The sequence below is a fragment of the Rhodococcus sp. AG1013 genome (genome assembly GCF_003350365.1).
GTDB lineage: Bacteria > Actinomycetota > Actinomycetes > Mycobacteriales > Mycobacteriaceae > Prescottella.
In genome coordinates this window covers 119,695-142,364 of record NZ_QQAT01000009.1, presented here as the reverse complement: position 1 = coordinate 142,364, position 22,670 = coordinate 119,695, and the positions used below count along the sequence as shown (strand labels likewise).

25 protein-coding genes are annotated in these 22,670 nt (G+C 68.6%); 13 read left to right on the top strand and 12 right to left on the bottom strand.

Annotated elements, in window-relative coordinates; all coding sequences use genetic code 11:
* Positions 1 to 38 precede the first annotated feature (38 nt).
* On the bottom strand, positions 39 to 719 hold the full coding sequence (locus DEU38_RS13695) for a ferritin-like fold-containing protein (protein ID WP_114721956.1): 681 nt from the start codon (positions 717 to 719) through the stop codon (positions 39 to 41).
* A gap of 382 nt (positions 720 to 1,101) precedes the next feature.
* On the opposite strand from DEU38_RS13695, the gene DEU38_RS13690 reads away from it, so the two are divergent.
* Genes DEU38_RS13690 through DEU38_RS13675 form a run of 4 tightly spaced genes read left to right on the top strand, consistent with a single transcriptional unit; the run spans position 1,102 to position 6,147 of the window.
* A complete protein-coding gene (locus tag DEU38_RS13690) occupies positions 1,102 to 2,754 on the top strand; it encodes a DEAD/DEAH box helicase (RefSeq protein WP_114721955.1) in 1,653 nt (550 codons plus the stop codon).
* Between the two features lie 21 nt (positions 2,755 to 2,775).
* The gene (locus DEU38_RS13685; protein ID WP_114721954.1) at positions 2,776 to 3,990 is read left to right on the top strand and encodes a PQQ-binding-like beta-propeller repeat protein; all 1,215 of its coding nucleotides are present in this window, start codon (positions 2,776 to 2,778) and stop codon (positions 3,988 to 3,990) included.
* 50 nt (positions 3,991 to 4,040) lie between these two features.
* Positions 4,041 to 4,865, top strand: coding sequence for an SDR family oxidoreductase (locus DEU38_RS13680; RefSeq protein ID WP_114721953.1), 825 nt, complete (start codon positions 4,041 to 4,043; stop codon positions 4,863 to 4,865).
* A 46-nt stretch (positions 4,866 to 4,911) separates the two neighbouring features.
* Positions 4,912 to 6,147, top strand: coding sequence for an amidohydrolase (locus DEU38_RS13675; RefSeq protein WP_114721952.1), 1,236 nt, complete (start codon positions 4,912 to 4,914; stop codon positions 6,145 to 6,147).
* A 12-nt stretch (positions 6,148 to 6,159) separates the two neighbouring features.
* On the opposite strand, the gene DEU38_RS13670 is transcribed toward DEU38_RS13675, so the two are convergent.
* Positions 6,160 to 6,963, bottom strand: coding sequence for a ParA family protein (locus DEU38_RS13670; RefSeq protein WP_114721951.1), 804 nt, complete (start codon positions 6,961 to 6,963; stop codon positions 6,160 to 6,162).
* Positions 6,964 to 7,018: 55 nt separating this feature from the next.
* On the opposite strand from DEU38_RS13670, the gene DEU38_RS13665 reads away from it, so the two are divergent.
* Both DEU38_RS13665 and DEU38_RS13660 read left to right on the top strand, forming a co-directional pair.
* A complete protein-coding gene (locus tag DEU38_RS13665) occupies positions 7,019 to 7,633 on the top strand; it encodes an acid phosphatase (RefSeq protein ID WP_114721950.1) in 615 nt (204 codons plus the stop codon).
* 26 nt (positions 7,634 to 7,659) lie between these two features.
* Positions 7,660 to 8,154, top strand: a complete 495-nt coding sequence (locus tag DEU38_RS13660; RefSeq protein WP_114722013.1) for a GNAT family N-acetyltransferase — start codon at positions 7,660 to 7,662, stop codon at positions 8,152 to 8,154.
* Between the two features lie 9 nt (positions 8,155 to 8,163).
* On the opposite strand, the gene DEU38_RS13655 is transcribed toward DEU38_RS13660, so the two are convergent.
* Positions 8,164 to 8,580 (bottom strand): hypothetical protein, encoded by a 417-nt coding sequence (locus tag DEU38_RS13655; protein ID WP_114721949.1) that lies wholly within the window; start codon positions 8,578 to 8,580, stop codon positions 8,164 to 8,166.
* Between the two features lie 46 nt (positions 8,581 to 8,626).
* On the opposite strand from DEU38_RS13655, the gene DEU38_RS13650 reads away from it, so the two are divergent.
* Both DEU38_RS13650 and DEU38_RS13645 read left to right on the top strand, forming a co-directional pair.
* Complete coding sequence (locus tag DEU38_RS13650; RefSeq protein ID WP_114721948.1) at positions 8,627 to 9,583, top strand: diacylglycerol kinase family protein; 957 nt, start codon at positions 8,627 to 8,629, stop codon at positions 9,581 to 9,583.
* Between the two features lie 340 nt (positions 9,584 to 9,923).
* A complete protein-coding gene (locus tag DEU38_RS13645) occupies positions 9,924 to 10,178 on the top strand; it encodes a WhiB family transcriptional regulator (RefSeq protein WP_031937408.1) in 255 nt (84 codons plus the stop codon).
* Between the two features lie 111 nt (positions 10,179 to 10,289).
* Here DEU38_RS13645 and DEU38_RS13640 read toward each other — a convergent pair whose 3' ends face one another.
* The gene (locus DEU38_RS13640) at positions 10,290 to 11,810 is read right to left on the bottom strand and encodes a sensor histidine kinase (RefSeq protein WP_114721947.1); all 1,521 of its coding nucleotides are present in this window, start codon (positions 11,808 to 11,810) and stop codon (positions 10,290 to 10,292) included.
* 28 nt (positions 11,811 to 11,838) lie between these two features.
* Entirely contained in the window at positions 11,839 to 12,054 is a 216-nt protein-coding gene (locus DEU38_RS13635) for a biotin/lipoyl-binding carrier protein (protein ID WP_114721946.1), read from the bottom strand.
* 108 nt (positions 12,055 to 12,162) lie between these two features.
* Between DEU38_RS13635 and DEU38_RS29805 the strand changes: the two genes are divergently transcribed.
* Complete coding sequence (locus DEU38_RS29805) at positions 12,163 to 12,237, top strand: 50S ribosomal protein bL37 (RefSeq protein WP_022597109.1); 75 nt, start codon at positions 12,163 to 12,165, stop codon at positions 12,235 to 12,237.
* An 86-nt stretch (positions 12,238 to 12,323) separates the two neighbouring features.
* On the opposite strand, the gene rsrA is transcribed toward DEU38_RS29805, so the two are convergent.
* Together rsrA and DEU38_RS13625 are read right to left on the bottom strand one after the other, a co-directional pair.
* Complete coding sequence (gene rsrA, locus DEU38_RS13630) at positions 12,324 to 12,623, bottom strand: mycothiol system anti-sigma-R factor (protein ID WP_114721945.1); 300 nt, start codon at positions 12,621 to 12,623, stop codon at positions 12,324 to 12,326.
* Positions 12,620 to 13,405, bottom strand: a complete 786-nt coding sequence (locus tag DEU38_RS13625; RefSeq protein WP_397484709.1) for a sigma-70 family RNA polymerase sigma factor — start codon at positions 13,403 to 13,405, stop codon at positions 12,620 to 12,622. Before DEU38_RS13625 ends, rsrA begins: the two co-directional genes overlap by 4 nt.
* Before the next feature lie 120 nt (positions 13,406 to 13,525).
* Here DEU38_RS13625 and ybaK point away from each other — a divergent pair, with 120 nt between their 5' ends.
* Positions 13,526 to 14,020 (top strand): Cys-tRNA(Pro) deacylase, encoded by a 495-nt coding sequence (ybaK, locus tag DEU38_RS13620; RefSeq protein WP_114721944.1) that lies wholly within the window; start codon positions 13,526 to 13,528, stop codon positions 14,018 to 14,020.
* A gap of 69 nt (positions 14,021 to 14,089) precedes the next feature.
* Positions 14,090 to 15,109 (top strand): LLM class flavin-dependent oxidoreductase, encoded by a 1,020-nt coding sequence (locus DEU38_RS13615; RefSeq protein WP_397484708.1) that lies wholly within the window; start codon positions 14,090 to 14,092, stop codon positions 15,107 to 15,109.
* Here the strand turns inward: DEU38_RS13615 and DEU38_RS13610 are convergent.
* On the bottom strand, positions 15,096 to 15,854 hold the full coding sequence (locus DEU38_RS13610) for an SOS response-associated peptidase (protein WP_114721942.1): 759 nt from the start codon (positions 15,852 to 15,854) through the stop codon (positions 15,096 to 15,098). The genes DEU38_RS13615 and DEU38_RS13610 overlap by 14 nt on opposite strands.
* Before the next feature lie 105 nt (positions 15,855 to 15,959).
* On the opposite strand from DEU38_RS13610, the gene aroA reads away from it, so the two are divergent.
* A complete protein-coding gene (gene aroA, locus DEU38_RS13605) occupies positions 15,960 to 17,300 on the top strand; it encodes a 3-phosphoshikimate 1-carboxyvinyltransferase (RefSeq protein WP_114721941.1) in 1,341 nt (446 codons plus the stop codon).
* The gene (rsgA, locus tag DEU38_RS13600; protein ID WP_258557886.1) at positions 17,234 to 18,289 is read left to right on the top strand and encodes a ribosome small subunit-dependent GTPase A; all 1,056 of its coding nucleotides are present in this window, start codon (positions 17,234 to 17,236) and stop codon (positions 18,287 to 18,289) included. Before aroA ends, rsgA begins: the two co-directional genes overlap by 67 nt.
* Before the next feature lie 7 nt (positions 18,290 to 18,296).
* Here rsgA and DEU38_RS13595 read toward each other — a convergent pair whose 3' ends face one another.
* The 4 genes from DEU38_RS13595 to DEU38_RS13580 form a co-directional block, all read right to left on the bottom strand.
* The gene (locus tag DEU38_RS13595; protein WP_114721940.1) at positions 18,297 to 18,686 is read right to left on the bottom strand and encodes an SHOCT domain-containing protein; all 390 of its coding nucleotides are present in this window, start codon (positions 18,684 to 18,686) and stop codon (positions 18,297 to 18,299) included.
* 155 nt (positions 18,687 to 18,841) lie between these two features.
* A complete protein-coding gene (locus tag DEU38_RS13590; protein ID WP_114721939.1) occupies positions 18,842 to 20,080 on the bottom strand; it encodes an acyl-CoA desaturase in 1,239 nt (412 codons plus the stop codon).
* A gap of 61 nt (positions 20,081 to 20,141) precedes the next feature.
* Entirely contained in the window at positions 20,142 to 21,401 is a 1,260-nt protein-coding gene (locus DEU38_RS13585) for an acyl-CoA desaturase (protein ID WP_114721938.1), read from the bottom strand.
* Between the two features lie 143 nt (positions 21,402 to 21,544).
* Positions 21,545 to 22,660: a ferredoxin reductase gene (locus DEU38_RS13580; RefSeq protein ID WP_114721937.1), complete on the bottom strand. Its 1,116-nt coding sequence runs from the start codon at positions 22,658 to 22,660 to the stop codon at positions 21,545 to 21,547.
* Between the last annotated feature and the right edge of the window lie 10 nt (positions 22,661 to 22,670).

Below are 22,670 nucleotides of genomic sequence, written 5' to 3'. Positions count from 1 at the left end.
AGCCCGCTGCGGCGCTGTGCTGTCAGCGAACAGTCGCCTCAATGCAGGCCCAGCACCGCCATGCGCTCGGAATGCTTGGCCTGCATGTTGTCGAACAGCGCGGCCACACCGTTGAGGCTGCCGGTCGCGTTCATCACCAGGTCGGTCAGTTCCTCGCGCTGGGCCAGCACGAACTGTGCCTGCGTGATCGCCTCGCCGAGCAACCGCCGACCCCACAGCATCAGGCGATCCTTCTCGGTCTTGCTCGCCGTGACCGCCGCCCGCACTTCCTGCACGACGAACTCGGAGTGCCCCACCTCGGCGAGGACCTCGCGGACGATGCCGCCGACCGCGGGGTCGAGGGAGTGCGCGATCTCACGGTAGAAGTCGGCGGCGATACCGTCACCGACATATGCCTTGACCAGCGACTCCAGCCACGTCGACGGGTCGGTCGACGCGTGGTACGCGTCGAGGGCGCGCACGAACGGATCCATCGCCGCGTAGATCTCGAGGCCGCGATCGGTCAGCGCCGCCTGGAGGGTCTCGAAGTGGGCCATCTCGGCCGCGGCCATGCTCGCGAAGGCCACCCGCCCCTGCAGCGTGGGCGCCATCTGGGCGTCCTCCGCAAGTCGGTAGAACGCGGAGATCTCACCGTAGGCGAGAACCGCGAACAGTTCGCCCACACCGGGGTGATCGGCGGCAATGGTCGGCACGGACGACGTGGACGAATCGGCTCCCATGACGCCACAGCCTAATCCGTGCGTCCGGCTCAGCTTCCCTGAAGGGACACGCCGAGAATCGTGATCTGCGCCATGCATGTGCGGGGTTCCTTCGCCCCGGCCGCTACAATTGCCACGGGAGACCGTTATTTCCGCCGCAGTTCCGCGTTTCGGGGCCGACGATCCGAACTCGATTTCGTACGCGATCCGGACTGATTCGCACGCGGCTCGGACACGGACTCCTGTAGATAATGTGCGCGCACCTGATCGACGGCGCCCGCCGCGTCTCGCCGAGATCGACACCGATCTCCGCGCTGAGACGAGGGCCTGCAACACGGCCGGGGCACCGATACAAGAGGGCACCGACATCGGCCGACTTACGGCCTGGCCCCTTACCTCGTGCGTGCGTGCCGATACGAGGAAGGCCAGTTCCCTGAGCAAGATCACGATCGACCACGAAGACGACGCAACCGAGACCACCCTGTCCGCGCAGCTGGACGAGACGCACACCCCGCCGACCTTCGGCGAGCTCGGCGTCCGGGACGAGATCGTCAAGGCGCTCGCCGAGATCGGCATCGAGCGCACCTTCGCTATCCAGGAGCTCACGCTCCCCCTCGCCCTCGCCGGCGACGACCTCATCGGTCAGGCCCGCACCGGTATGGGTAAGACCTTCGGCTTCGGCGTCCCGCTGCTGCACCGGGTGGCCACCACCGATTCCGGCACCACCCCCCTCGACGGCACCCCCCGCGCGCTCGTGATCGTGCCGACGCGCGAGCTGTGCATCCAGGTCACCCAGGACCTCGAGAACGCGGCCAAGTACCTCAAGGCCGGCAAGAAGCCGCTCCAGGTCCTCTCGATCTACGGCGGTCGCCCCTACGAGCAGCAGATCGACGCGCTCCGCAAGGGCGTCGACGTCATCGTCGGCACCCCGGGCCGTCTGCTGGACCTCGCCAACCAGGGCCACCTGATTCTCGGCAAGGTCGGCGTCCTGGTCCTCGACGAGGCCGACGAGATGCTCGACCTGGGCTTCCTCCCCGACATCGAGCGCATCCTCGGTATGGTCCCGGACAAGCGTCAGACCATGCTGTTCTCGGCCACCATGCCGGGTCCGATCATCACGCTCGCCCGCACGTTCCTCACCCAGCCCACGCACATCCGCGCCGAGGAGCCGGAGTCGTCCGCGGTGCACGAGCGCACCAGTCAGCACATCTACCGCGCCCACGCGCTGGACAAGGCCGAGATGGTCGCCCGCGTGCTGCAGGCCGAGGGCCGCGGCGCGACGATGATCTTCACTCGCACCAAGCGCACCGCGCAGAAGGTCGCGGACGACCTGAACGAGCGCGGCTTCAACGTCGGCGCCGTCCACGGCGACCTCGGCCAGATCGCCCGCGAGAAGGCCCTCAAGGCCTTCCGCAGCGGCAAGGTGGACGTGCTCGTCGCGACCGATGTCGCGGCCCGCGGTATCGACATCGACGACGTCACCCACGTCATCAACTACCAGTGCCCCGAGGACGAGAAGACCTACGTGCACCGCATCGGCCGCACCGGGCGCGCGGGCCGCACCGGTACCGCGATCACGCTGGTGGACTGGGACGACATCCCCCGCTGGCAGCTGATCGACAAGGCACTCGATCTCGGTGTCGCCGAGCCCGTCGAGACCTACTCGAGCTCCCCGCACCTGTACGAGGAGCTGGGGATCCCGACCGACGCCAAGGGCACGATCCGCAAGCCGCGGGCCGAGCGCGCCGAGTCGGCCGAGAAGCCCGCGCGTGCGGCCGCCGACGGTGAGAAGTCCGAGAAGTCGGATGCCCCCAAGCGCACCCGCAGCCGTCGCCGTACGCGCGCCGGCAAGGCCACCGACGGTTCCGCAGCGGCCGCCGAAAAGTCGACCGAGGGCAACGAGACTGCGTCGACGAGTGCGCCCACCGCGGGACCGGCGTCCGACGACGCCGCCGCACCCCGTCGTCGCCGTCGTCGTCGCCGCACGTCCGCGGGAACCGACGGCCAGACCGGCGCGGAGCCGGTGAGCGTCTCGGCATCGGCAGCAGCCGAGTAGGCCCGAGGTAGTCTGCCACCTGTGCTGGCACCCGAGCGTCGTACTCGTCTGGACGTCGCCGTCGCCGCGATCATCGCGATCGTCGTCGCGATCGCCGCGGCGGTGATCTGGATCCGGAGCGACGCTCGGGGTACCACCTCCATCACCTCGGATACCCCTGCGGCAGAGGTCGATACGGCCCTGTCGCCGCCGGAGTCGCTCGACGAGATCTGGCGAGCGGACAGCCCCGAGACCACCGCTCCCCTCGTCGCGGCCGGAGTCGTCGCGACCGCGGACGGCGGGACCGTCACCGGCCGCGACCGGCTGACCGGCGCCGAGCTGTGGCGGTACCAGCGGGACATGCCGCTGTGCGGTGCGATCGGCGCATGGAACACCGTGGTCGCGGTCTATCGCGATCAGCGTGGCTGCAGCCAGGTCACCCAGCTCGACGGGGCGACCGGCGAACGGAAGGCACAGCGCTCGAGCGATGCCGACGACGAGGTGACGCTGTCCTACGACGGCACCTACGTCGTCTCCCGAGGCTCCGAGCGGATGGAACTGTGGCGCTCGGACCTGGTGCGCACCCTCGAGTTCGGACGGGTCGACGCGCCCATCAATCCCGGCAAGCAGCCTCACCCCGGCTGCGAACTGCGCTCCGCCGCGGCCGGCGGTACCCGGGTCTCGGTGCTGATGGACTGCCCGGGCGAGGCCGCCGACCGGCTCAGCGTCCTCGACGCAGCCCCCAAGGACAATCAGGAGCCCCAGGAGTTCGGGACGATCCTGCTCACCGGGCCCGGCTCCGACTCGCCGGGCGCCCGCCTCATCGCGGCGTCGGGCGATCACACCGCGGTGTATCTGCCTGCCGGCCCGGTCAGCGGCCCCCGCTACGCCGTTCACGACGGCACCGGAAACGAAGTCGCGTCCTACCCTGTCACCGGTGAGGTGAGCCCACATGCCACGGCCGCGCGCAACGGTTCGGTGTTCACGTGGTGGACGGGCTCGGAACTGATCGCCCTGTCCACCAGCGAACTCGCGCCCCGCTGGACGTTTCCCGGGGCGCTGGGTCCCGGCGCGATCATGGCGGGTTCGCTCCTGGTCCCCGTGCCCGGGGGGATCGCGGTGCTCGATCCGGCCACCGGTGTGGAGCAGCGGCGGATTCCGGTGACCCGCGACAGCGACGCCGTCCCCATCGCGACCGCTGTCGTCGGCGACGTCGTCCTGGAACAACGCGGCGGCGAGGTCGTCGCGCTCCGCTGACCCCCACCGATTCCCGCACCCCCGCGGGTGCAACATGTTCTAATTCCGGGATGTCGAACATCGTCGTCACCGGCGCGGCCTCGGGCATCGGCGCCGCCACGGTCAACCTCCTGCGCACCTCCGGACACGACGTCGTCGGGGTGGATCTGGCGGGCACCGAGATCACCGCGGACCTGTCCACCCGCGACGGGCGGACGCAGGCCGCGGCAGCTGTCGTCGAGGCCACCGGCGGGGTCCTCGACGCCGCGGTGTGCTGCGCGGGCCGCGGCCCGCTGTCGTCCTACACCGGCGGAGAGTTGGTGGCGGTCAACTACTTCGGTGTCGTCGACTTCCTGAACGAGCTGCGTCCGGTCCTCGCGCGCGCCGAGCGGTCGTACGCCGTCGCGATCTCGTCGAGCAGCACCAGCACGCAACCCGGCATCCCCGAGCACATCGTGGCGTCCTGCCTGGCCGGGGCCGAGGACGAGGCCGTCGCGCTCGGCGACGAGGTGGGCGCCATCCCCGCCTACCCGGCATCGAAGCTCGCGTTGGCACGGTGGGTGCGGCGCCAGGCGGTGACGCCGGAGTGGATCGGCTCGGGCATCCGTCTCAACGCCGTCGCTCCGGGCATGATCGACACCCCGATGACGTCCGGTCCCGACCTCGACCCGGAACTGGCGAAGTCCCTGGACTTCTATCCGGTCCCGATCGGACGTCGCGGGCGCCCCGAGGAGATCGCCGCCCTGATCTCATTCCTGGTGGGCGACACCGCGTCCCTGCTGTGCGGCAGCGTCCTGTTCGCCGACGGCGGCACGGACGCGTTACTGCGGCAGGCCGATTGGCCGGCGGTCTGGGAGCCGACACCCGAGGATCTGACCCGCCACTTCGCGCGCTGACCTACGCTGGTGGTCGGCACCGTCCCCGACCGAGCGAGGTTGCGTGATGACCGGACCCGACACCTCCCACACCGCGCCGTGGCTGGCCGACTTCTACCGCGACCTGCACCGGCACCCGGAACTGTCGTTTGCGGAGACCCGGACCGCGGACCGGATCGCGACGAAGCTCGGCGAACTGGGCATCGACACCACGACCGGGGTCGGCGGGACCGGGGTCGTGGGCATGATCCGCAACGGCGACGGCCCCACCGCCTTGCTGCGGGCCGACATGGATGCGCTGCCGGTCGAGGAGAAGACCGGACTGCCCTACGCCAGCACGGTCCGCGCGACCGACCCCGACGGCCGGGAGGTCCCCGTCGCGCACGCGTGCGGACACGACATGCACGTGACCTGCCTGCTCGGGGCACTGGAAGTGCTGGTGAACGAACAGGATTCGTGGTCCGGCACGGTGATGGCGGTGTTCCAGCCCGCCGAGGAACTCGGCTCCGGGTCGCAGGCGATGGTCGACGACAGCCTGTTCGAGCGGTTCGGCACCCCCGACGTCGTGCTCGGTCAGCACGTCGCACCCCTGCCCGCCGGGATGCTCGCGGCCCACCCGGGCCCCGCGTTCGCCGGCGCGGACTCGCTGCGGGTCCTGCTACACGGCACCGGCTCACACGGGTCGATGCCCCAAGAGTCCGTCGACCCGGTTGTCATGGCGGCCGCAACGGTCCTGCGCCTGCAGACCGTGGTCTCGCGCACGGTGGCGCCGACCGACACGGTCGTGGTCACGGTCGGTTCGCTCCAGGCCGGCACCAAGGCGAACGTGATTCCCGACCACGCCGAACTGAAACTCAACATCCGCACATACGACCCGGATGTACGCACCCGGGTCCTCGACTCGATCACCCGGATCGTCGAGGCGGAGGCGGCGGCGTCGAACGCGCCGAAGAAGCCCGAGATCTCCCCGATCGATTCGTTTCCCGTCCTGGTCAACGATGGCGACGCCGTCGCCCGAACGACGGCCGCCTTCCGCCGCCGGTTCGGCGACGACAAGGTGACCGATCCCGGCGCGGGGGCGACGAGCGAGGACGTCGGCGTCTTCGCGACCGCGTCGGGCGCCCCGATCTGTTACTGGATTCTCGGCGGCGCGGACCCCGCGATCTTCGCGAAGGCCGCCGCGGCGGGCACCACCCCTGTCCTGCCGCCCAACCACTCGCCGTACTACGCACCGGTGATCGAACCGACGATCACGATGGGCGTCTCGGCCCTCGTGACTGCCGCCCGGGACTGGCTGGACTGACCCGGCAGCGGGTCAGGCAGTCCCCTCGTACGGCGAGAACGTCACCAACTCGGCGCCCCCGGACCAGTGCGCCGAAAGATGATGCGCCAGTTCGCGATACGCCTCCGCACCCTTGTTCTTTCGGCCCGCGAGCACCGTCGAGCCCGACGCCGATGCCTCCGCGAATCGGACTGTCCGCGGGATGGGCGGCGCGAGCACCGGAAGGTCGTAGCGGTCCGAGACGTCGGAGAGCACGTCCCGACTGTGCGTGGTGCGGGCGTCGTACAGCGTCGGCAGCGCGCCCAGCAGTACGAGGTCGGGGTTGGTGATCTGCTGGACCTCGGAGACCGTGCGCAGCAACTGTCCGACACCGCGGTGCGCGAGCGTCTCGCACTGCAGCGGCACGAGCACCGACCGGGCGGCCGTGAGCCCGTTGAGGGTGAGTACGCCCAGCGACGGCGGGCAGTCGATGATGACCACGTCGAAGTCGTCGAGGATCGGCGCGAGGGCCCGTTTGAGCGCGAATTCGCGCCCCGGCCGCATCAACAGCAGCGCCTCCGCACCCGCGAGGTCGATCGTCGCGGGCAGCAGCATCACGCCGTCGTCCGTCTCGAGCAGCACATCGCGCACCGACGCGTCCCCCGTGAGCACGTCGTGCACCGAGGTCTCGAGCCGATCGGGGTTGTGCCCCAACGAGAATGTCAGACACCCCTGCGGATCGAGGTCCACGACCAGCACCCGCTGACCGAGGTCCACGAGCGCCGCCCCCAGTGAAGCAACCGTCGTGGTCTTGGCTACCCCACCCTTTTGATTCGCTACAGCCAGTACCGTCGTCACGGCCTAGATCCTTGCCTACTCGAGGCCCGAACGCGAGGGTTCGGCCGCACCCGGCATGATTGGACCCATGACCTCACCCGACCGCCGGCTCGTCCTGTTGCGACACGGTGAGACGGAGTGGGCCCGCCTCGGCCGGCACACGAGCACGACCGAGGTTCCGCTGACCGAACGCGGCGCGGAGCAGGCCCGCGAGGCCGGACCGCAACTCGCCGCCCTGCAACTGCGCGACCCCCTGGTGATCACGAGCCCGCGCCGACGGGCGCACGTCACGGCGGCCCTGGCGGGGCTCACCGAGGACCGCCGGTGGGACGCCCTCACCGAATGGGACTACGGCGAACTCGAGGGCCTCACCACGCCCGAGATCCGCGAACGAATCCCGCACTGGACGGTGTGGACCCACCCGTGCCCGGGCGGCGAGACCCACGAAATGGTCATGTCCCGCGCCGACATGGTGGTGAGCACGTGCGAGGCCGCGCTCGCGGACCGCGACGTGCTGCTGGTGGGGCACGGCCACTTCTTCCGCGCGCTGATCGCCCGGTGGGTCGAACAGCCGGTCGCCGAGGGACGACGGTTCACCCTCTCCCCCGCGGCGCGCACCGTGCTCGGCTACGAACACGGCTTCCGAACGATCCTCACCCACAACGTCACCCCGAGAGAAGGCATGCAGTGAACGCACGAACGAACGTCGGACTGGCCGTGATCCGTCGGGCCACCCCCGACGACGTCGCGGCGATCACCGGGCTGATCTACGAACTCGCCGAGTACGAGAAGGCCCGGCACGAGTGCACGGTGATTCCGGAGCAGATCGAGACGGCCCTCTTCGGACCCGAGCCCGCGGTCTTCGCGCACGTCGTCGAGGTTCCGGGCGACGATGCGCAGGCCCCCACGATCGTCGGGACGGCGCTGTGGTTCCGCAACTTCTCGACCTGGGACGGCGTGCACGGGATCTATCTGGAGGACCTGTACGTCACCCCCGAACACCGTGGCGCGGGGTACGGAAAGGCGCTGCTGGCGACGCTCGCCGACGAATGCGTGGCCAAGGGCTATACGCGGCTGGCCTGGTCGGTGCTGAACTGGAACACACCGTCGATCGGGTTCTACGAGGCGCTGGGTGCGGTGGCGCAGGACGAGTGGACCACGTACCGGCTCAGCGGCGAGGCGCTGGCCGCGCTGGCGACTCAGGCGCCGTAGCGGCCGGGCCTAGTACTCGTCGGGCGCGCCGTATCCCTCGGCCACCCACCGCGACGTGCTGTTCCAGAACAGCAGCACCAGAGCGGCGAGCACCACCGCACCCAACAGGATTCCCCAGACCACCCGGTGCGAGGTGAACACGTACCACGTGACGGGCAGCAACAGCAGCTGCGCCATGACACCGATCGTGCGTCCCCAGCGGTGACCGCCGAGCAGCCCGATACCCGCCGCCAGGACGGCCCCACCGAGAATCGCGAACCACGCGGCCGTGCCGTATCCACTGGTCATGCTCTGGTCGGCGCCCAACAGGCCACGGACGACCAGGACGATCGCGACACCGACTGCGGCACCGCCCTCGAGGGTCACCAGGGCGCCGGCCCCACGGACCGTGGTGGGAGTCGGAGCGGGAGCAGGCTGGTTCGACACGCAGCCAGCCTAGAACACGGGCAGAACCCGGCTAGGCTGATGCCCCGTGCGTGCGCTGCTGATCGTCAATCCCAACGCCACCTCGACCACGCCCGCGGGGCGCGACCTCCTCGCGCACGCGCTGTCGAGCCGGGTGCGGCTGACCGTCGCCCACACCACGCACCGCGGTCATGCCGCGGAACTGGCGGCGCAGGCCCGCACCGACGGCATCGCGCTGATCATCGTGCACGGCGGCGACGGCACCGTGAACGAGGTCGTCAACGGCCTGCTCGGCGCGCCCCATCCCCGGACGATGCGGTCCGTTCCCATCGGTCCCATTCCGCTGATCGCCGTCGTCCCGGGCGGCTCGGCCAATGTGTTCGCCCGGTCGCTCGGAATCGCGCCGGACCCCGTGGATGCGACGAACCAACTGATCGATCTGCTCGCCCTGCGCGCGCGGCGAACGATCGGTCTGGGGCACTGCGACAACCGCTGGTTCACGTTCAACGCGGGAATGGGCCTCGACGCCCAGGTGTGCGAAGCGGTGGACAACGGCCGCACGAACGGACAGGCCGTGACGCCGGGACGCTACGTTCGGCACGCCGTCCGCGCGTTCTTCCGCGCCAAGCGTGAGGAGCCGACGCTCACGGTCGAACTTCCCGATCAGGAGCCGATCGACGGCGTGCACTATGCGTTCGTGTCGAACTCGACTCCGTGGACCTATCTGAACAAGCGCGAGGTGCACACGAACCCGGGAACGAGCTTCGAAGCGGGTCTCGGGCTCTTCGCGATGCGGACGACGGGGGTCTTTGCCAGTCTTCGCGTCGTTCGTCAACTACTTTCGGCCGGATTATCGCCGAAATCACATTCATTGATTCGATTCGATGATGTGGCGCAAATCCGTATCCGCGCAACTACACCGATCGGCCTCCAATTGGACGGCGACTATATCGGCATGCGAAGCGACGTGACATTCGTCGCGGTCCCCGATGCGCTCGACGTCGTCGCACCGCAGGCGCACTGACTCCACCGCCACTCGCCGGCGATACCCCCGGAGGGCCCGATCCCGCCGATCCCACTGATTCGAACGCCCGATTGAGCCTGATCCAACGCTCGATCAGTCACGATCGGGGACTGAAATGTCCTGATGGGGTGCACAAAGCCCCAGGTGGGTGTACAAAGGATGCGGAGCCGGGCAGGGCAGCCTAACCGAGTGAGCTTCCCCACGGTGCAGTCGATATCTATTGACTTCCCCCGCGTTCGTGAAAGCATTCACAAGTAACAGTGCTGAAACAACCAAGTAAGCACCCATGAACTTGTAAATACATTACGGTGCATGGCGCACCCAGTTAAGGAGTAGAAGGATGGACTGGCGCCACAACGCAATCTGTCGCGACGAGGATCCCGAACTGTTCTTCCCGGTGGGAAACAGTGGCCCGGCTCTCGCGCAGATCGCTGATGCCAAGGTGGTGTGCAACCGGTGCCCCGTGACCGCGGAGTGCCTGTCCTGGGCCCTCGAGTCCGGCCAGGACGCGGGCGTCTGGGGCGGCATGAGCGAGGACGAGCGTCGCGCACTCAAGCGCCGCAACGCCCGCACCCGCGCGCGCACCGCAGTCTAGTCTCGACCGAGACGAAGGCCCGGCACCTACCAGGTGCCGGGCCTTCGTCTTTCGTGGTCCGAACGTAGTACCTGACGGTCGGAGACACAGACGGTCGGAGACTGCGAAACGTCAGAGGCGGTGCGCCCGCCGACCCAGCGGCACCCGGAGCACGGCGTCGGTGCCGCCGCCCGGGCACGGATGCAGCCCCAGCGATCCACCGAGTTCGGCGTCGACCAGCGTCCGCACGATCTGCAGTCCCAGCCGATCGGACTTCTCCAGGCTGAAACCGTCGGGCAGGCCCCGACCGTCGTCGTGGATGACGACGTCGAGCCAGCGGGCCGAACGATCCGCACGCAGGTACACCGTGCCGGACTCGCCGGGCTCGAAGGCGTGCTCGATCGCGTTCTGCACCAATTCGGTCAACACCATCACCAGCGGGGTCGCGCGCTCGGCGGAGAATACGCCGAGACTGCCCTCGCGCTGGATCTTGATCGGCATGTTGACCGACGCGACGTCGGCGAGGATCGGCACGAGGCGATCGACGACCTCGTCGAGGTCGACTTCCTCGTCGACCGACATCGACAGCGTCTCGTGGACCAACGCGATCGACGTCACGCGTCGGACCGACTCGCTGAGCGCCTGTCGCGCCTCCTCGTTGTCGGTGCGGCGGGCCTGCAGGCGCAGCAGCGCCGCGACGGTCTGCAAATTGTTCTTCACGCGATGATGGATCTCGCGGATCGTCGCGTCCTTGCTGAGCAGGGCGCGATCGCGGCGCTTGACCTCGGTGACGTCGCGGATCACGACGGCGGCACCCACCACCTTGCCGTGCGGCTTGAGGACCAGAGCCCGCAGCAACACGGTCGCGCCGCGGGCCTCGATCTCCATCCGGTGTCCGAGGCGGCCGGCGAGTGTTCCGCTGATGTAGTCGGCCACTTCCTGCGACTCGAAGGGGTCGGTGATGAGCGAGTGGGTCGTGGACGCCAGGTCCTGACCCATCAGGTCGCTGTTCAACCCCATGCGGTGGTACGCGGAGAGCGCGTTCGGGCTCGCGTACACGACCCGCCCCTCGGGGTCGAGACGAATGAAGCCGTCTCCCGCTCGGGGGCTCGAGTTGGTGTCCGAGCGTGTCTCGGGATTGGGGAACGTCCCCTCACTGATCATCTGGCACAGGTCTGCAGCGCAGTCCAGGTACGCGATCTCGAGGGGACTCTGGGCGCGCTGCTGCGCAAGATTGGTGTCCCGGCTCAGGACCGCGATGACCTCGCCGCCACAGCGCACCGGAACCGCCTCCCGACGCAACGGGGTGCCGCCGCGCCACGAGTGGTCGACCTCGGTGACGATCTCGCCGTCGACGAGCGCCTTGAGGACCTGGGGATGTTCGGACTCGGAGACCACGGATCCGACGGCATCGTCCGGGAAGGCCGTCGACGCGGTCGTGGGGCGGCACTGCGCGACGCACACGACGGTGCCGGGATCGGCGCCCACCGAGCCGGTCTGGTCGTCGGGCCGCTCGGTCGCCACCCACAGCAGGACGTCGGCGAAGGACAGATCCGCGAGTAGCTGCCATTCGCCCACAACCTGCTGCAGGTGATCGACCGCGCTGCCGGGAAGATCGGTGTGCTCGGCGAGCAGGTCGCTCAGTGTCGACATGTGCCAGGCTCCGAATCGTCTCTCGGGTTCAGCTGATGGTGGCGATCAGGTCGCCCTGCTGGATGACATCGCCGACACTCACATCGACGGACGTCACCTTGCCGGCCACCTCGGCCAGAACGGGGATTTCCATCTTCATCGACTCGAGAATCACGAGGGTGTCGCCCTCGGTCACCTCTTCGCCTGCACTGACAACGACCTGGTAGACGGTCGAAACCATTTCGGCGCGCACATCTTCTGCCACCTGGCACCTCACTGTTCGTGGACGGTCGCGGACCAGCCAATGGAACCACAGCCAATCACACGTGAAACACTAGGACGAACTCGAGTTCGAACACAGAAGGAGCTACTCATGGGTAAGCGTGGTCGTAAGAAGCGCAGCCGCAAGGGCAACGCCGCCAATCACGGCAAGCGTCCCAACGCCTGAGACGCGTTGACAGACGAATCAGGGGCCGGCAAGCACACCGCTTGCCGGCCCCTGATCCGTTCCGGGCACCGGCCCGGGTCGTTCGTCTAGTCGTCCGACTCGCGGTCGCCGACGAGTTCGGTCCCGGTGATGATCACGGTGCGCCGGATCTCGAACGAGAGCCTCTCCCGCAGCCCGTCCGGGGCGTGCTCGCCCCCACACTTGCGGCCGATCAGGCTCTTGACCTTCTCCTCGATGCCGTACGCCTCGAAACACGCACCGCAGTTCTCCAGATGCCGCTGGATCCTCTCGCGCGAGTTCTCGTCGCACTCGCTGTCGAGCAGCAACCACACATCCGCGATCACCGCCGAGCAATCCAACTGCTCGAATTCGTTCTCCCCGGTCACCGAGTAACCTCCTGCTCCGCTGTTCCGCTGCGCTCGGCGCGGTTGAATCCACGTTCGCGAGCGACGTCCGCGAGGAGGCCGCGCAACTGCTTGCGCCCACGGTGCAGGCGCGACATCACGGTGCCGATCGGCGTGCCCATGATCTCCGCGATCTCCTTGTACGGGAATCCCTCGACGTCGGCGTAGTACACCGCCATGCGGAACTCCTCGGGGAGCTCCTGCAGTGCCGCCTTGATGTCGTCGTCGGGCAGCGCGTCGAGTGCCTCGACCTCCGCCGACCGCAGACCCGTCGACGTGTGTTCGGCCGTCGCGGCGAGCTGCCAGTCGGTGATCTCGTCGGTCGGGTACTGCGCCGGCTGACGCTGCTTCTTGCGGTAGGAGTTGATGTAGGTGTTGGTGAGGATCCGGTACAGCCAGGCCTTGAGGTTCGTTCCGGCCTTGAAGGAACGGAACGCCGAGTAGGCCTTGATGTAGGTCTCCTGTACCAGGTCCTCCGCGTCGGCCGGGTTGCGCGTCATCCGCAGCGCGGCGCCGTACAGCTGATCGAGGAGCGGGAGCGCGTCACGCTCGAACCGCTCGACCAGCGCGGCATCGGACTCTGGACCGTCACCCGCGGGGTCGGTCGGGGTGTCGGGTTCGTTCTCGGGGTCGTGATCGTCGAGCACGCTGATCCCTTCGCTTGCCGTAGGGGTCAAGGCTACCGCCAACCCTGCCGCGATTCCCGGACGCGCCGACTTCGTCGCGGTCTCCGAACGAGCCCGCTCCGCGCACAACACCGCCACCGGCCACTCCCTTCGCTGATGCAGCTTCTCGGCAGGTTTCAACAGCGCGGGGACGCGGTGTGTTCCCGAGTCGTGATCGCGGCGAGATAGCGCGAGACGCGGAGTCCTAGAGTTGTCGCCATGGCCGGAACTTCGACCCCCGCAACCAAGCTGCTCGACAAGGAGAAGGTCGCGCACCGGATCCACAGCTACGACCACGACGCCCGCGCCGCGTCGTTCGGCGACGAGGCCGTCGATTCGCTCGCCGATCATCTCGGGGTGGAGCCCGCGCAGATCTTCAAGACGCTGGTCGTCAAGACCGAGTCCGGAAAACTCGCGGTCGCAGTGCTGCCCGTGCCGTCGAAGCTGTCGTTGAAGGCGGCCGCGGCAGCGGTGGGCGCGGGCAAGGCCGTCATGGCGCCGCAGGCCGACGCCGAACGCTCCACCGGCTACGTCCTCGGCGGCATCTCCCCGCTCGGCCAGCGCAAGCGGCTGCCGACGGTGATCGACGCGTCGGCGCTGACGTGGGATCGGGTGCTGTGCAGTGCGGGCCGCCGTGGCCTCGAGATCGAGGTGGCGCCGCAGGATCTGGTGCGGTTGTCGGGTGCGGTGGTCGCGGAGATAACGGCCGGCTGACGGAATGAGACGGCCTCGCACCGTTGTTCCACCTATGACGTGTCTCCACGAATGAAAGCCGGTGTCCCCGTGACGGTCCCTCTCTCCATTCCCCTCTCGATCCTCGACCTGGCCCAGATCGGCACGGGCGAGACTGCGGGAGACAGCTTCCGGGCCAGCGTCGAGATGGCGCGGAACGCGGAGCGGTGGGGCTACAGCCGCATCTGGTACGCCGAGCACCACAACATGCCGTCGATCGCGTCGTCGGCGACGAGCGTGCTGATCGCGCACGTCGCTGCGCACACCGAGCGGATCAGGCTCGGTGCGGGCGGCATCATGCTGCCCAACCATGCGCCGCTGACCATCGCCGAGCAGTTCGGCACGCTCGCCGAGCTGCACCCCGGCCGCATCGACCTGGGCCTGGGCCGCGCGCCGGGCAGCGACCAGCAGACCATGCGGGCGCTGCGCCGCGACCCCGGTTCGGCGGAGTCGTTCCCGCAGGACGTGCTCGAGCTGCAGGGCTACCTGACCGGGCCGTCACGGGTGCCCGGCATCGAGGCGACGCCCGGCAAGGGCACGGAGGTGCCGCTCTACATCCTGGGATCCTCGCTGTTCGGCGCCCGGCTGGCCGCCGCACTGGGCCTGCCGTACGCGTTCGCGTCGCACTTCGCGCCCAACGCCCTGATGGACGCGATCGCGATCTACCGACGCGAATTCAGGCCGTCGGCGCAACTCGCGCAGCCGCACGTGATCGCGGCCGTCAACGTGATCGCCGCGGACACCGACGAGGAGGCGCAGCGGCTGTTCCTCGAGACCAAGCGCAAGCGGGTCGGGCTGTTCGTCGGCCGCGGCCGCACGTTCACGCCGGAGGAGGCCGACATGATCCTCGAGTCGCCCGCCGGTCAGCAGGTGCTCGCGATGGTGCGTTACTCCGCCGTCGGCACCCCGGACACCGTGCACGACTACCTGGGCCGGTTCGCCGAACAGACCGGCGCGGACGAGCTGATGGTGGTCTCCTCGGCCAGCGAGCGCGATGCCTGGATGCGCTCACTGGAACTGGTCGCCGACGTCACCGATCTCGCATCGCGGCAGCCGATCACAGCAGGCTGATCTGCTCCCCCGCCCGGTCGCCGGTGTCGGGGTCGAGCAGGTCCGGACCGTTGTTGCGGACGCTGTTGACCTTGGTCGAGACCCGACGGATCTCGACGGCCGCGACGGACTCGAGGCTGGGCGCGATCAGGTCGGGGTGACCGAGGCTGTCCGGATCGAGCCAGGCGTCCCAGCGATCGGGCGGCAGGATCAGCGGCATCCGGTCGTGGACGTTCGCGAGCTGGTCGACGGAATCGGTCGTGAGGATCGTGGTGCTCAGCAGCGGCGGCGACTTCGGGGCCTTCGGGTCGTGCCACACCGCCCACAGCCCCGCCATGAACAGCCGCTGCCCGTCGCCGCGGGCCATGTAGTACGGCACCTTCACGGCCTTCCCGTCCGGCGTGGGCTCGGTCTGCCACTCGTACCAGCCGTCCATCGGGACCAGGCAGCGTTTGAACCGCAGCGACGTCTTGAACGCGGCCTTCGTCGCGACGGTCTCGGAGCGGGCGTTGAACAGCGGTGCGCCCTTACCCGGCTCGGTCGCGTACGACGGGACCAGACCCCAGCGCATGCGCCGGATCCTCCGGGTCGCCGGACTGTCGGGGTCCTCGCGGTCGTGTCGGGCGACGACGGTGAGCACCTGCGTCGTGGGCGCAACGTTGTAGTCGGCGGACTCGGGGCCGTCCGACTCCCCGGTCTCGTTGATCGCGTCGAGCTCCACCGCGAGCGTCGCCGGGTTCGCCGTCGTCGCGTACCTGCCGCACATGTCTGCCGCACTCCTCGTCGCCGTTGACCCTGTCGGGTGTGACCGTCCGCTCCCCATGCTGGCACGGTTGCCACGCGCCGCCCACCCATAGGCGAAGATGGACGGGTGAGTCGTGAGAGCCTGTGGACAGCGCCCCGTGCCGAAGCCCCCGTGGATGCGTCCGTGACGCTGCCCGGATCCAAGTCGATCACCAACCGCGCCCTCATTCTCGCGGCGCTCGCGTCCGGGCCCTCCACGATCACCGGCGCGCTGCGCAGCCGCGACACCGATCTGATGATCCAGGGCCTGCAGGCCCTCGGCGTGTCGATCACCGCGACGCCCGACGCCGCGACCGGCACCACCCTGCGTGTCGTCCCCGGTCCGATGACCGGCGGCAGCATCGACTGCGGCCTCGCCGGCACCGTGATGCGGTTCCTGCCCCCGGTCGCCGCGCTCGCCGCCGGCACGGTCGCGATCGACGGGGACGAGCAGGCCCGCACGCGGCCGCTCGGCACCATCCTCGACGCCCTGCGCGGCCTGGGTGCCGACATCGACGGGGACGCGTTGCCGTTCACCGTCCAGGGCCACGGCGGTCTGCGCGGCGGCACGGTCACGATCGACGCGTCCGGTTCGTCGCAGTTCGTGTCCGGCCTGCTGCTGTCGGCTGCCCGCTTCGACGAGGGCGTCACCGTCCGCCACCAGGGCGGTCCGCTGCCGTCGATGCCGCACATCGACATGACCGTCGAGATGCTGCGTGAGGCCGGCGTGACCGTGCTGACGCCCGGCGAGAGCGGCGACGCCCACACGTGGAAGGTACTGCCGGGCACGGTCGATCCGGTGGACTGGGTGATCGAGCCCGACCTGTCCAACGCGACGCCGTTCCTCGCCGCGGCCGCCGTCACCGGCGGCACCGTGCGGGTGCCGTTGTGGCCGTCGCGCACCACCCAGCCGGGTGACGCGATCCGCGGCATCCTCACCGACATGGGCGCTGAGGTGAGCCTCTCGGAAGGCACCGCCGGCGTCCTCACTGTGACCGGCCCGAAGTCGTTGCGCGGCATCGACATCGACCTGCACGACATCGGCGAACTCACCCCCACGGTCGCGGCCCTCGCCGCGCTCGCGGACGGCCCGTCGGTCCTGCGCGGCATCGCGCACCTGCGTGGCCACGAGACGGACCGACTGGCCGCGCTGGCCACCGAGATCAACAAGCTCGGCGGTGCGGTCACCGAGACCGACGACGGCCTGCGCATCGAGCCCCGGCCGCTGCACGGCGCCCAGTGGCATTCGTACGCGGACCACCGCATGGCCACGGCAGGCGCGATCGTCGGACTCGTGGTCGACGACGTCCGTATCGAGGACGTGGGCACCACCGCGAAGACCCTGCCCGGCTTCGAGAACCTCTGGGCCGCAATGCTGGACGCGGCAGAATCGACGTCGGGGTCCGCCGAGCAGGGAGCACTGTCCTGAGCCGCCGGCAGTACGACGAGTCCGACGTCCGGATCCGCCCGGGCAAGGGCACCCGCCCGCGGACCAAGACCCGGCCGGAGCACGCCAGCGCCGAGGAAGCCATGGTGGTCTCCGTCGACCGCGGCCGGTGGGGATGTGTGCTCGACGGCGATCCGGACCGGCCGGTGGTCACGATGCGGGCCCGCGAACTGGGCCGCACGCCGATCGTCGTCGGCGATCAGGTGAGCGTCGTCGGCGACCTGTCGGGCAAGCCGGACACCCTCGCCCGCATCGTGCGCGTGGCCGAACGCAAGACCGTCCTGCGGCGCACTGCCGACGACACCGACCCGTACGAGCGGATCGTCGTCGCGAACGCGGCGCAGCTGCTGATCGTTGTCGCGCTGGCCGATCCGCCGCCGCGCACCGGTTTCGTCGAGCGGGCTCTCGTCGCCGCGTACGTCGGCGGCCTGAAACCGATCCTGTGCCTCACCAAGAGCGACCTGGCCACGCCCGACGAGTTCGCCGCGACGTTCGCCGACCTGGACATCCCGGTCGTCGTGGCCGGGCGGGACGATCCGATCGAACCGGTGACGGAGATCCTCACGGGCAAGGTGACGGCGCTCATCGGTCACTCCGGCGTCGGGAAGTCGACCATGGTCAATCGCCTCGTCCCGGACGCGGATCGGGCGACGGGCGTCGTGTCCGGCGTCGGCAAGGGCCGGCACACGTCGACGCAGTCGGTGGCGCTGCCCCTGCCCAGCGGCGGCTGGGTGGTCGACACCCCCGGCATCCGGTCGTTCGGCCTCGCGCACATCTCCCCCGAGAACGTCGTCAGCGCGTTCACCGATCTCGCGGCCGCCGCCGAGGACTGCCCTCGCGGCTGCACCCACCTGGGTCCCCCGGCCGACCCCGAATGCGCGCTGGACAAGCTCACCGGCAAGTCCGCGGGCCGCGTCGAGGCGGTGCGCCACCTGCTCGTCGCGCTGATGACGAACGAGTCCTGGGCCTGAGAAGCGCCTACGACGCCGACGCCCCCTGCGCCCGCGCCGCGAGGACGCGGTACTCGTCCTCGGTGATGGCCCCGGAGTCGAGGAGCGACCGCGCCGTGGCCAGCTGCTCGTCCGTCGATGTCCCGGCCACATCCCTGATGTACTCGGTCTCGGCCTGCAGGTACTGCCGTTCGGCCACTGCCGCGCGCTCCGCCATGGCCGGGCCCCGAACGATCAGGTACACGCAGGCCGCGATGACCGGCAGGACGAACAGCAGGAATACCCACAGCGCCTTCATCCATCCCGACATGCGATGGTCCCGAAACAGGTCGGCGAAGATCATGAAGAGAACCATCAGGTACGCCGCGAACGCGAAACATGCGAAGACCAGCCAGAAGTAGTCCCAGAATGAGTCCATTGTCCGCTCCGTTCACGAGACGATGTCGAACAGGCTCTCCGTCACCACTCTCCCACCGCGGGTGACCCACGGTCCAGGAAACGGTCCACAACACCGCTGTGGCCCGCACCGATTCGGTGCGGGCCACAGCGGTAGTCCAGGTCGGAGAGCGATCTCTAGCGCGACAGCAGCGCGCGCAGGCCGCGACGCTTCCTCGACGCCTTGATGGCCGAGTGCAGTCCGCGACGGCGACCGGTGAGCGGGTCGACGGTGGGGACGGCGTTGCCGCCGAACTTGCGCTCCGACGCCGTCTCGGGCGCGTCATCGGACGTGTCCTTGAGGTACTTGTTCGGCAGCGACAGCTTGGCGATGGTGCGCCACGACTTGAGGTACTGCACCGGCAGCGGGCCGGTGGTGTACGGGAGGTCGTACTTCTCGCACAGCGCCCGCACCTTGACCGCGATCTCGGCGTACCGGTTGGACGGCAGGTCCGGGTAGATGTGGTGCTCGATCTGGTAGCTGAGGTTGCCGGTCATGAAGTCCATGACGGGACCGCCGGAGATGTTGGCGCTGCCGAGCATCTGCCGCAGGTACCACTCGGCCTTCGTCTCCTTGTCGACGTCGGCCTTCGTGAACTTCTCGGCGCCGTCAGGGAAGTGCCCGCAGAAGATCACCGCGTTGGTCCACAGGTTGCGGATGACGCCGGCCGTGAGGTTCGCGGTGAGGGTCGTCTTCCATGCCTTCCCGGTGAGGGCCGGGTAGATCACGTAGTCCTTGACGGCCTGCTTGGCGATCTTGGCGCCGACCTCTTTCGCGTTCCGCTTGGTGAGCTCGCGGTCGTCGCGTCCGGCCGCGACCTTCCCGAGCTCGAGCAGCTGGATCGCGATGCCGTACTCGAACAGGAGCGCGAGGATCGCATTGTACGCGAGGTTGCCGTAGTTGAACGGCTTCCAGCGCTGGTCGCGGGTGACGCGCAGCAGGCCGTAGCCCACGTCGTCGTCCATGCCCAGGATGTTCGTGTACTTGTGGTGCAGGTAGTTGTGGGTCTGCTTCCAGTGCGCCGACGGGTCGGCGTTGTCCCACTCCCAGCTCGAGGAATGGACTTCCGGATCGTTCATCCAGTCCCACTGCCCGTGCATCACGTTGTGCCCGAGCTCCATGTTCTCGATGATCTTCGCGACGCCCAGCATGCCGGCACCGAGCACCCACAGGGGACGCTTGCGGCTGCCGAACAACACTGCGCGCCCGCCGATCTCGAGTCCACGCTGCAGTCGGATGGTATTACGGATGTAGCGCGCATCGCGCTCGCCACGGGAGTCCTCGACATCGCGACGGATCGCGTCGAGTTCGCGACCGAGCGCCTCGACGTCCGCATCCGTCAGATGCGCGTACTCCTTGATGTCGGTAATCGCCACGAGGCCTACCGTACCGTAAGTTACGAGACCGTAGGTTAACGCGAAGTGACTGTGAGGTAGATCACTTTCGTCGCTTTGCGCGACGCCGCCCCACCCGCGCCTCGGCATGAGCACGCAGCGCCGACAGCAGGCCACGGTGCTGCCCGGTCTCCTCGTCGACCCGCAGCGCCTCGGCGATCCGCGAGCCGCTGAGCCGGAACTTGTGCTCCGACGACGTCTCCGGTGCATCGTCCGATGTCCGCTTGAGGAAACGATCCGGCAACGCGAGCTTGTGGATCGTGCGCAGTGCCAGGAGGTACTGACGGCTGAGCGGACCGGAGGTGTACGGCAGGTCGTACTTGTTGCACAGCGCCCGCACCCGCACCGCGATCTCGGAGTACCGGTTGGACGGCAGGTCCGGGAACAGGTGGTGTTCGATCTGATAGCTCAGGTTGCCGGTCATGAACGCCATCACCGGACCGGCGTCGATGTTGGCGCTGCCGAGCATCTGCCTCAGGTACCACTGCGCCCGCGTCTCGTTCTCGAACTGTTCGACGGTGAACTTCTCGGCGCCGTCCGGGAAGTGCCCGCAGAAGATCACCGCGTACGCCCACAAATTGCGCAGGAAGTTCGCGGTCGTGTTCGCGGCAAGGGTGTGCTTCCACGCCCGACCCGTCAGCGCGGGGAACAGCACGAAATCCTTGCCGACCTGACGGACGATCTTGACCGCGAACTGCTTGTTCGGTCCCGAATTCCAATGCTCGGGGTCGACGCCCTCGAGTTCCTTCTGCGCCGACAGGTCGTGCAGCGCAATGCCCCACTCGAACGTCGCCGCCAGGATCACGTTCGCGATCGGCTGCAGCAGGTTGATCGGGCGCCACTTCTCGTCGCGCGTCATCCGGAGGATGCCGAATCCCACGTCGTCGTCCATGCCCACGATGTTGGTGTACGTGTGGTGGGTGTAGTTGTGTGCGCGCTTCCAGTGTTCCGAGGGACCCGTCATGTCCCACTCCCACGTCGTGGAGTGGATCTCCGGATCGTTCATCCAGTCCCACTGGCCGTGGGTGACGTTGTGCCCGAGTTCCATGTTCTCGATGCACTTGGCGAGCGTGAGCAGCGTCGTCCCCACCACCCAGGCCGGCCGATGACGGCTGCCGAACAGGACCGCCCGTCCGCCCAGCTCGAGGGAACGCTGCAGCCGGATCGTGCTCCGAATGTAGCGGGCATCCCGTACGCCCCGAGACTCCTCGACATCGCGACGAATCGCATCCAATTCTCGCCCGAGGGCTTCGATATCGGCGTCGGTGAGGTGGGCGAACTCTTTGATGTCCGTGATGGCCACCGAGGTCCTCCGTTGGATATATAGATCAGATCACCGGCGTCGGCCATCGACGCAAGGCACTGGGTACCGCACAGGCACTGGGTACAACGATACGGGAAACCGGACACCTGTCGGCCCGGCTGCCGTCCGGATCACACGAGACCTCAGACCTCGAGCGTGCAATCGCCGGCCGCGGCCGAGATGCAGGTCTGGATGCGCTCCCCCTCGGCATGTTCCTTACCGTTGCGCAGGTCCACGGCGTGACCCGATGCGAGCGGGACCACGCAGGTCTGGCAGATACCCATGCGGCAGCCGAACGGCATCAGCACGCCGGCCTTCTCGCCCGCCTCGAGCAGTGTGGTGGCGCCGTCCACCTCGATCGACTTCTCCGACCGGTCGAACGTGACGGTGCCGCCCTCGCCGGACAGATCGGCCCGGGACACGGCGAACCGCTCCAGGTGCAGGTTCGGCGTGATGCCCTCCTGCTCCCAGGTCTTCTCGATGTCATCGAGCATCCCGAGGGGCCCACACGCCCACGTCTGTCGCTCGCGCCAGTCCGGGCACACCTCGTCCAGCTCGGACAGCGCGAACTTGCCCTCGGACCGCGTGTGCCGGACGTGGCAACCGAACGACGGGTAGTCCTTCTGCAGCTCCGCGAGCTCGTCGCCGAACATGACCGCGTCCTCGGTGGGTGCCGAGTGGATGTGGACGACGTCGGGCAGTTCCCCGCGCCGGCTCATCGTCCGCAGCATCGACATCACCGGGGTGATGCCACTGCCCGCGGTGAGGAACAGGATCTTCTCCGGCGGCGGCTCCGGCAACGCGAAGTTTCCGGTCGGCGCGGCCAGGCGCACGATCGTCCCCGACGGCACACCCGTCACCAGGTGACTCGACAGGAAGCCCTCGGGCATCGCCTTCACGGTGATCGAGATCAGCTTGTGGTCGACGTTGGGAGCCGACGTGAGCGAGTAGGACCGCCAGTGCCACCGTCCGTCAACGTGGATGCCGATGCCGACGTACTGACCGGGCTGGTATGCGAAGTCGAAGCCCCACCCCGGCTTGATCACCAGTGTCGCCGAATCGGCCGTCTCGGGCCGGACCTCGACGATGCGTCCGCGCAGTTCACGCGCGGACCACAAGGGGTTCACCAGGTGCAGGTAGTCGTCGGGAAGCAACGGCGTGGTCAACCGGGTGACGGCACCGCGCACCACGTTCGCCACGGACCGGTTCGAGCCCGCGACCCTTGCCGCCGGCGCCTCGATCCAGCTCTTCAGTCCCATCCGACCTCCA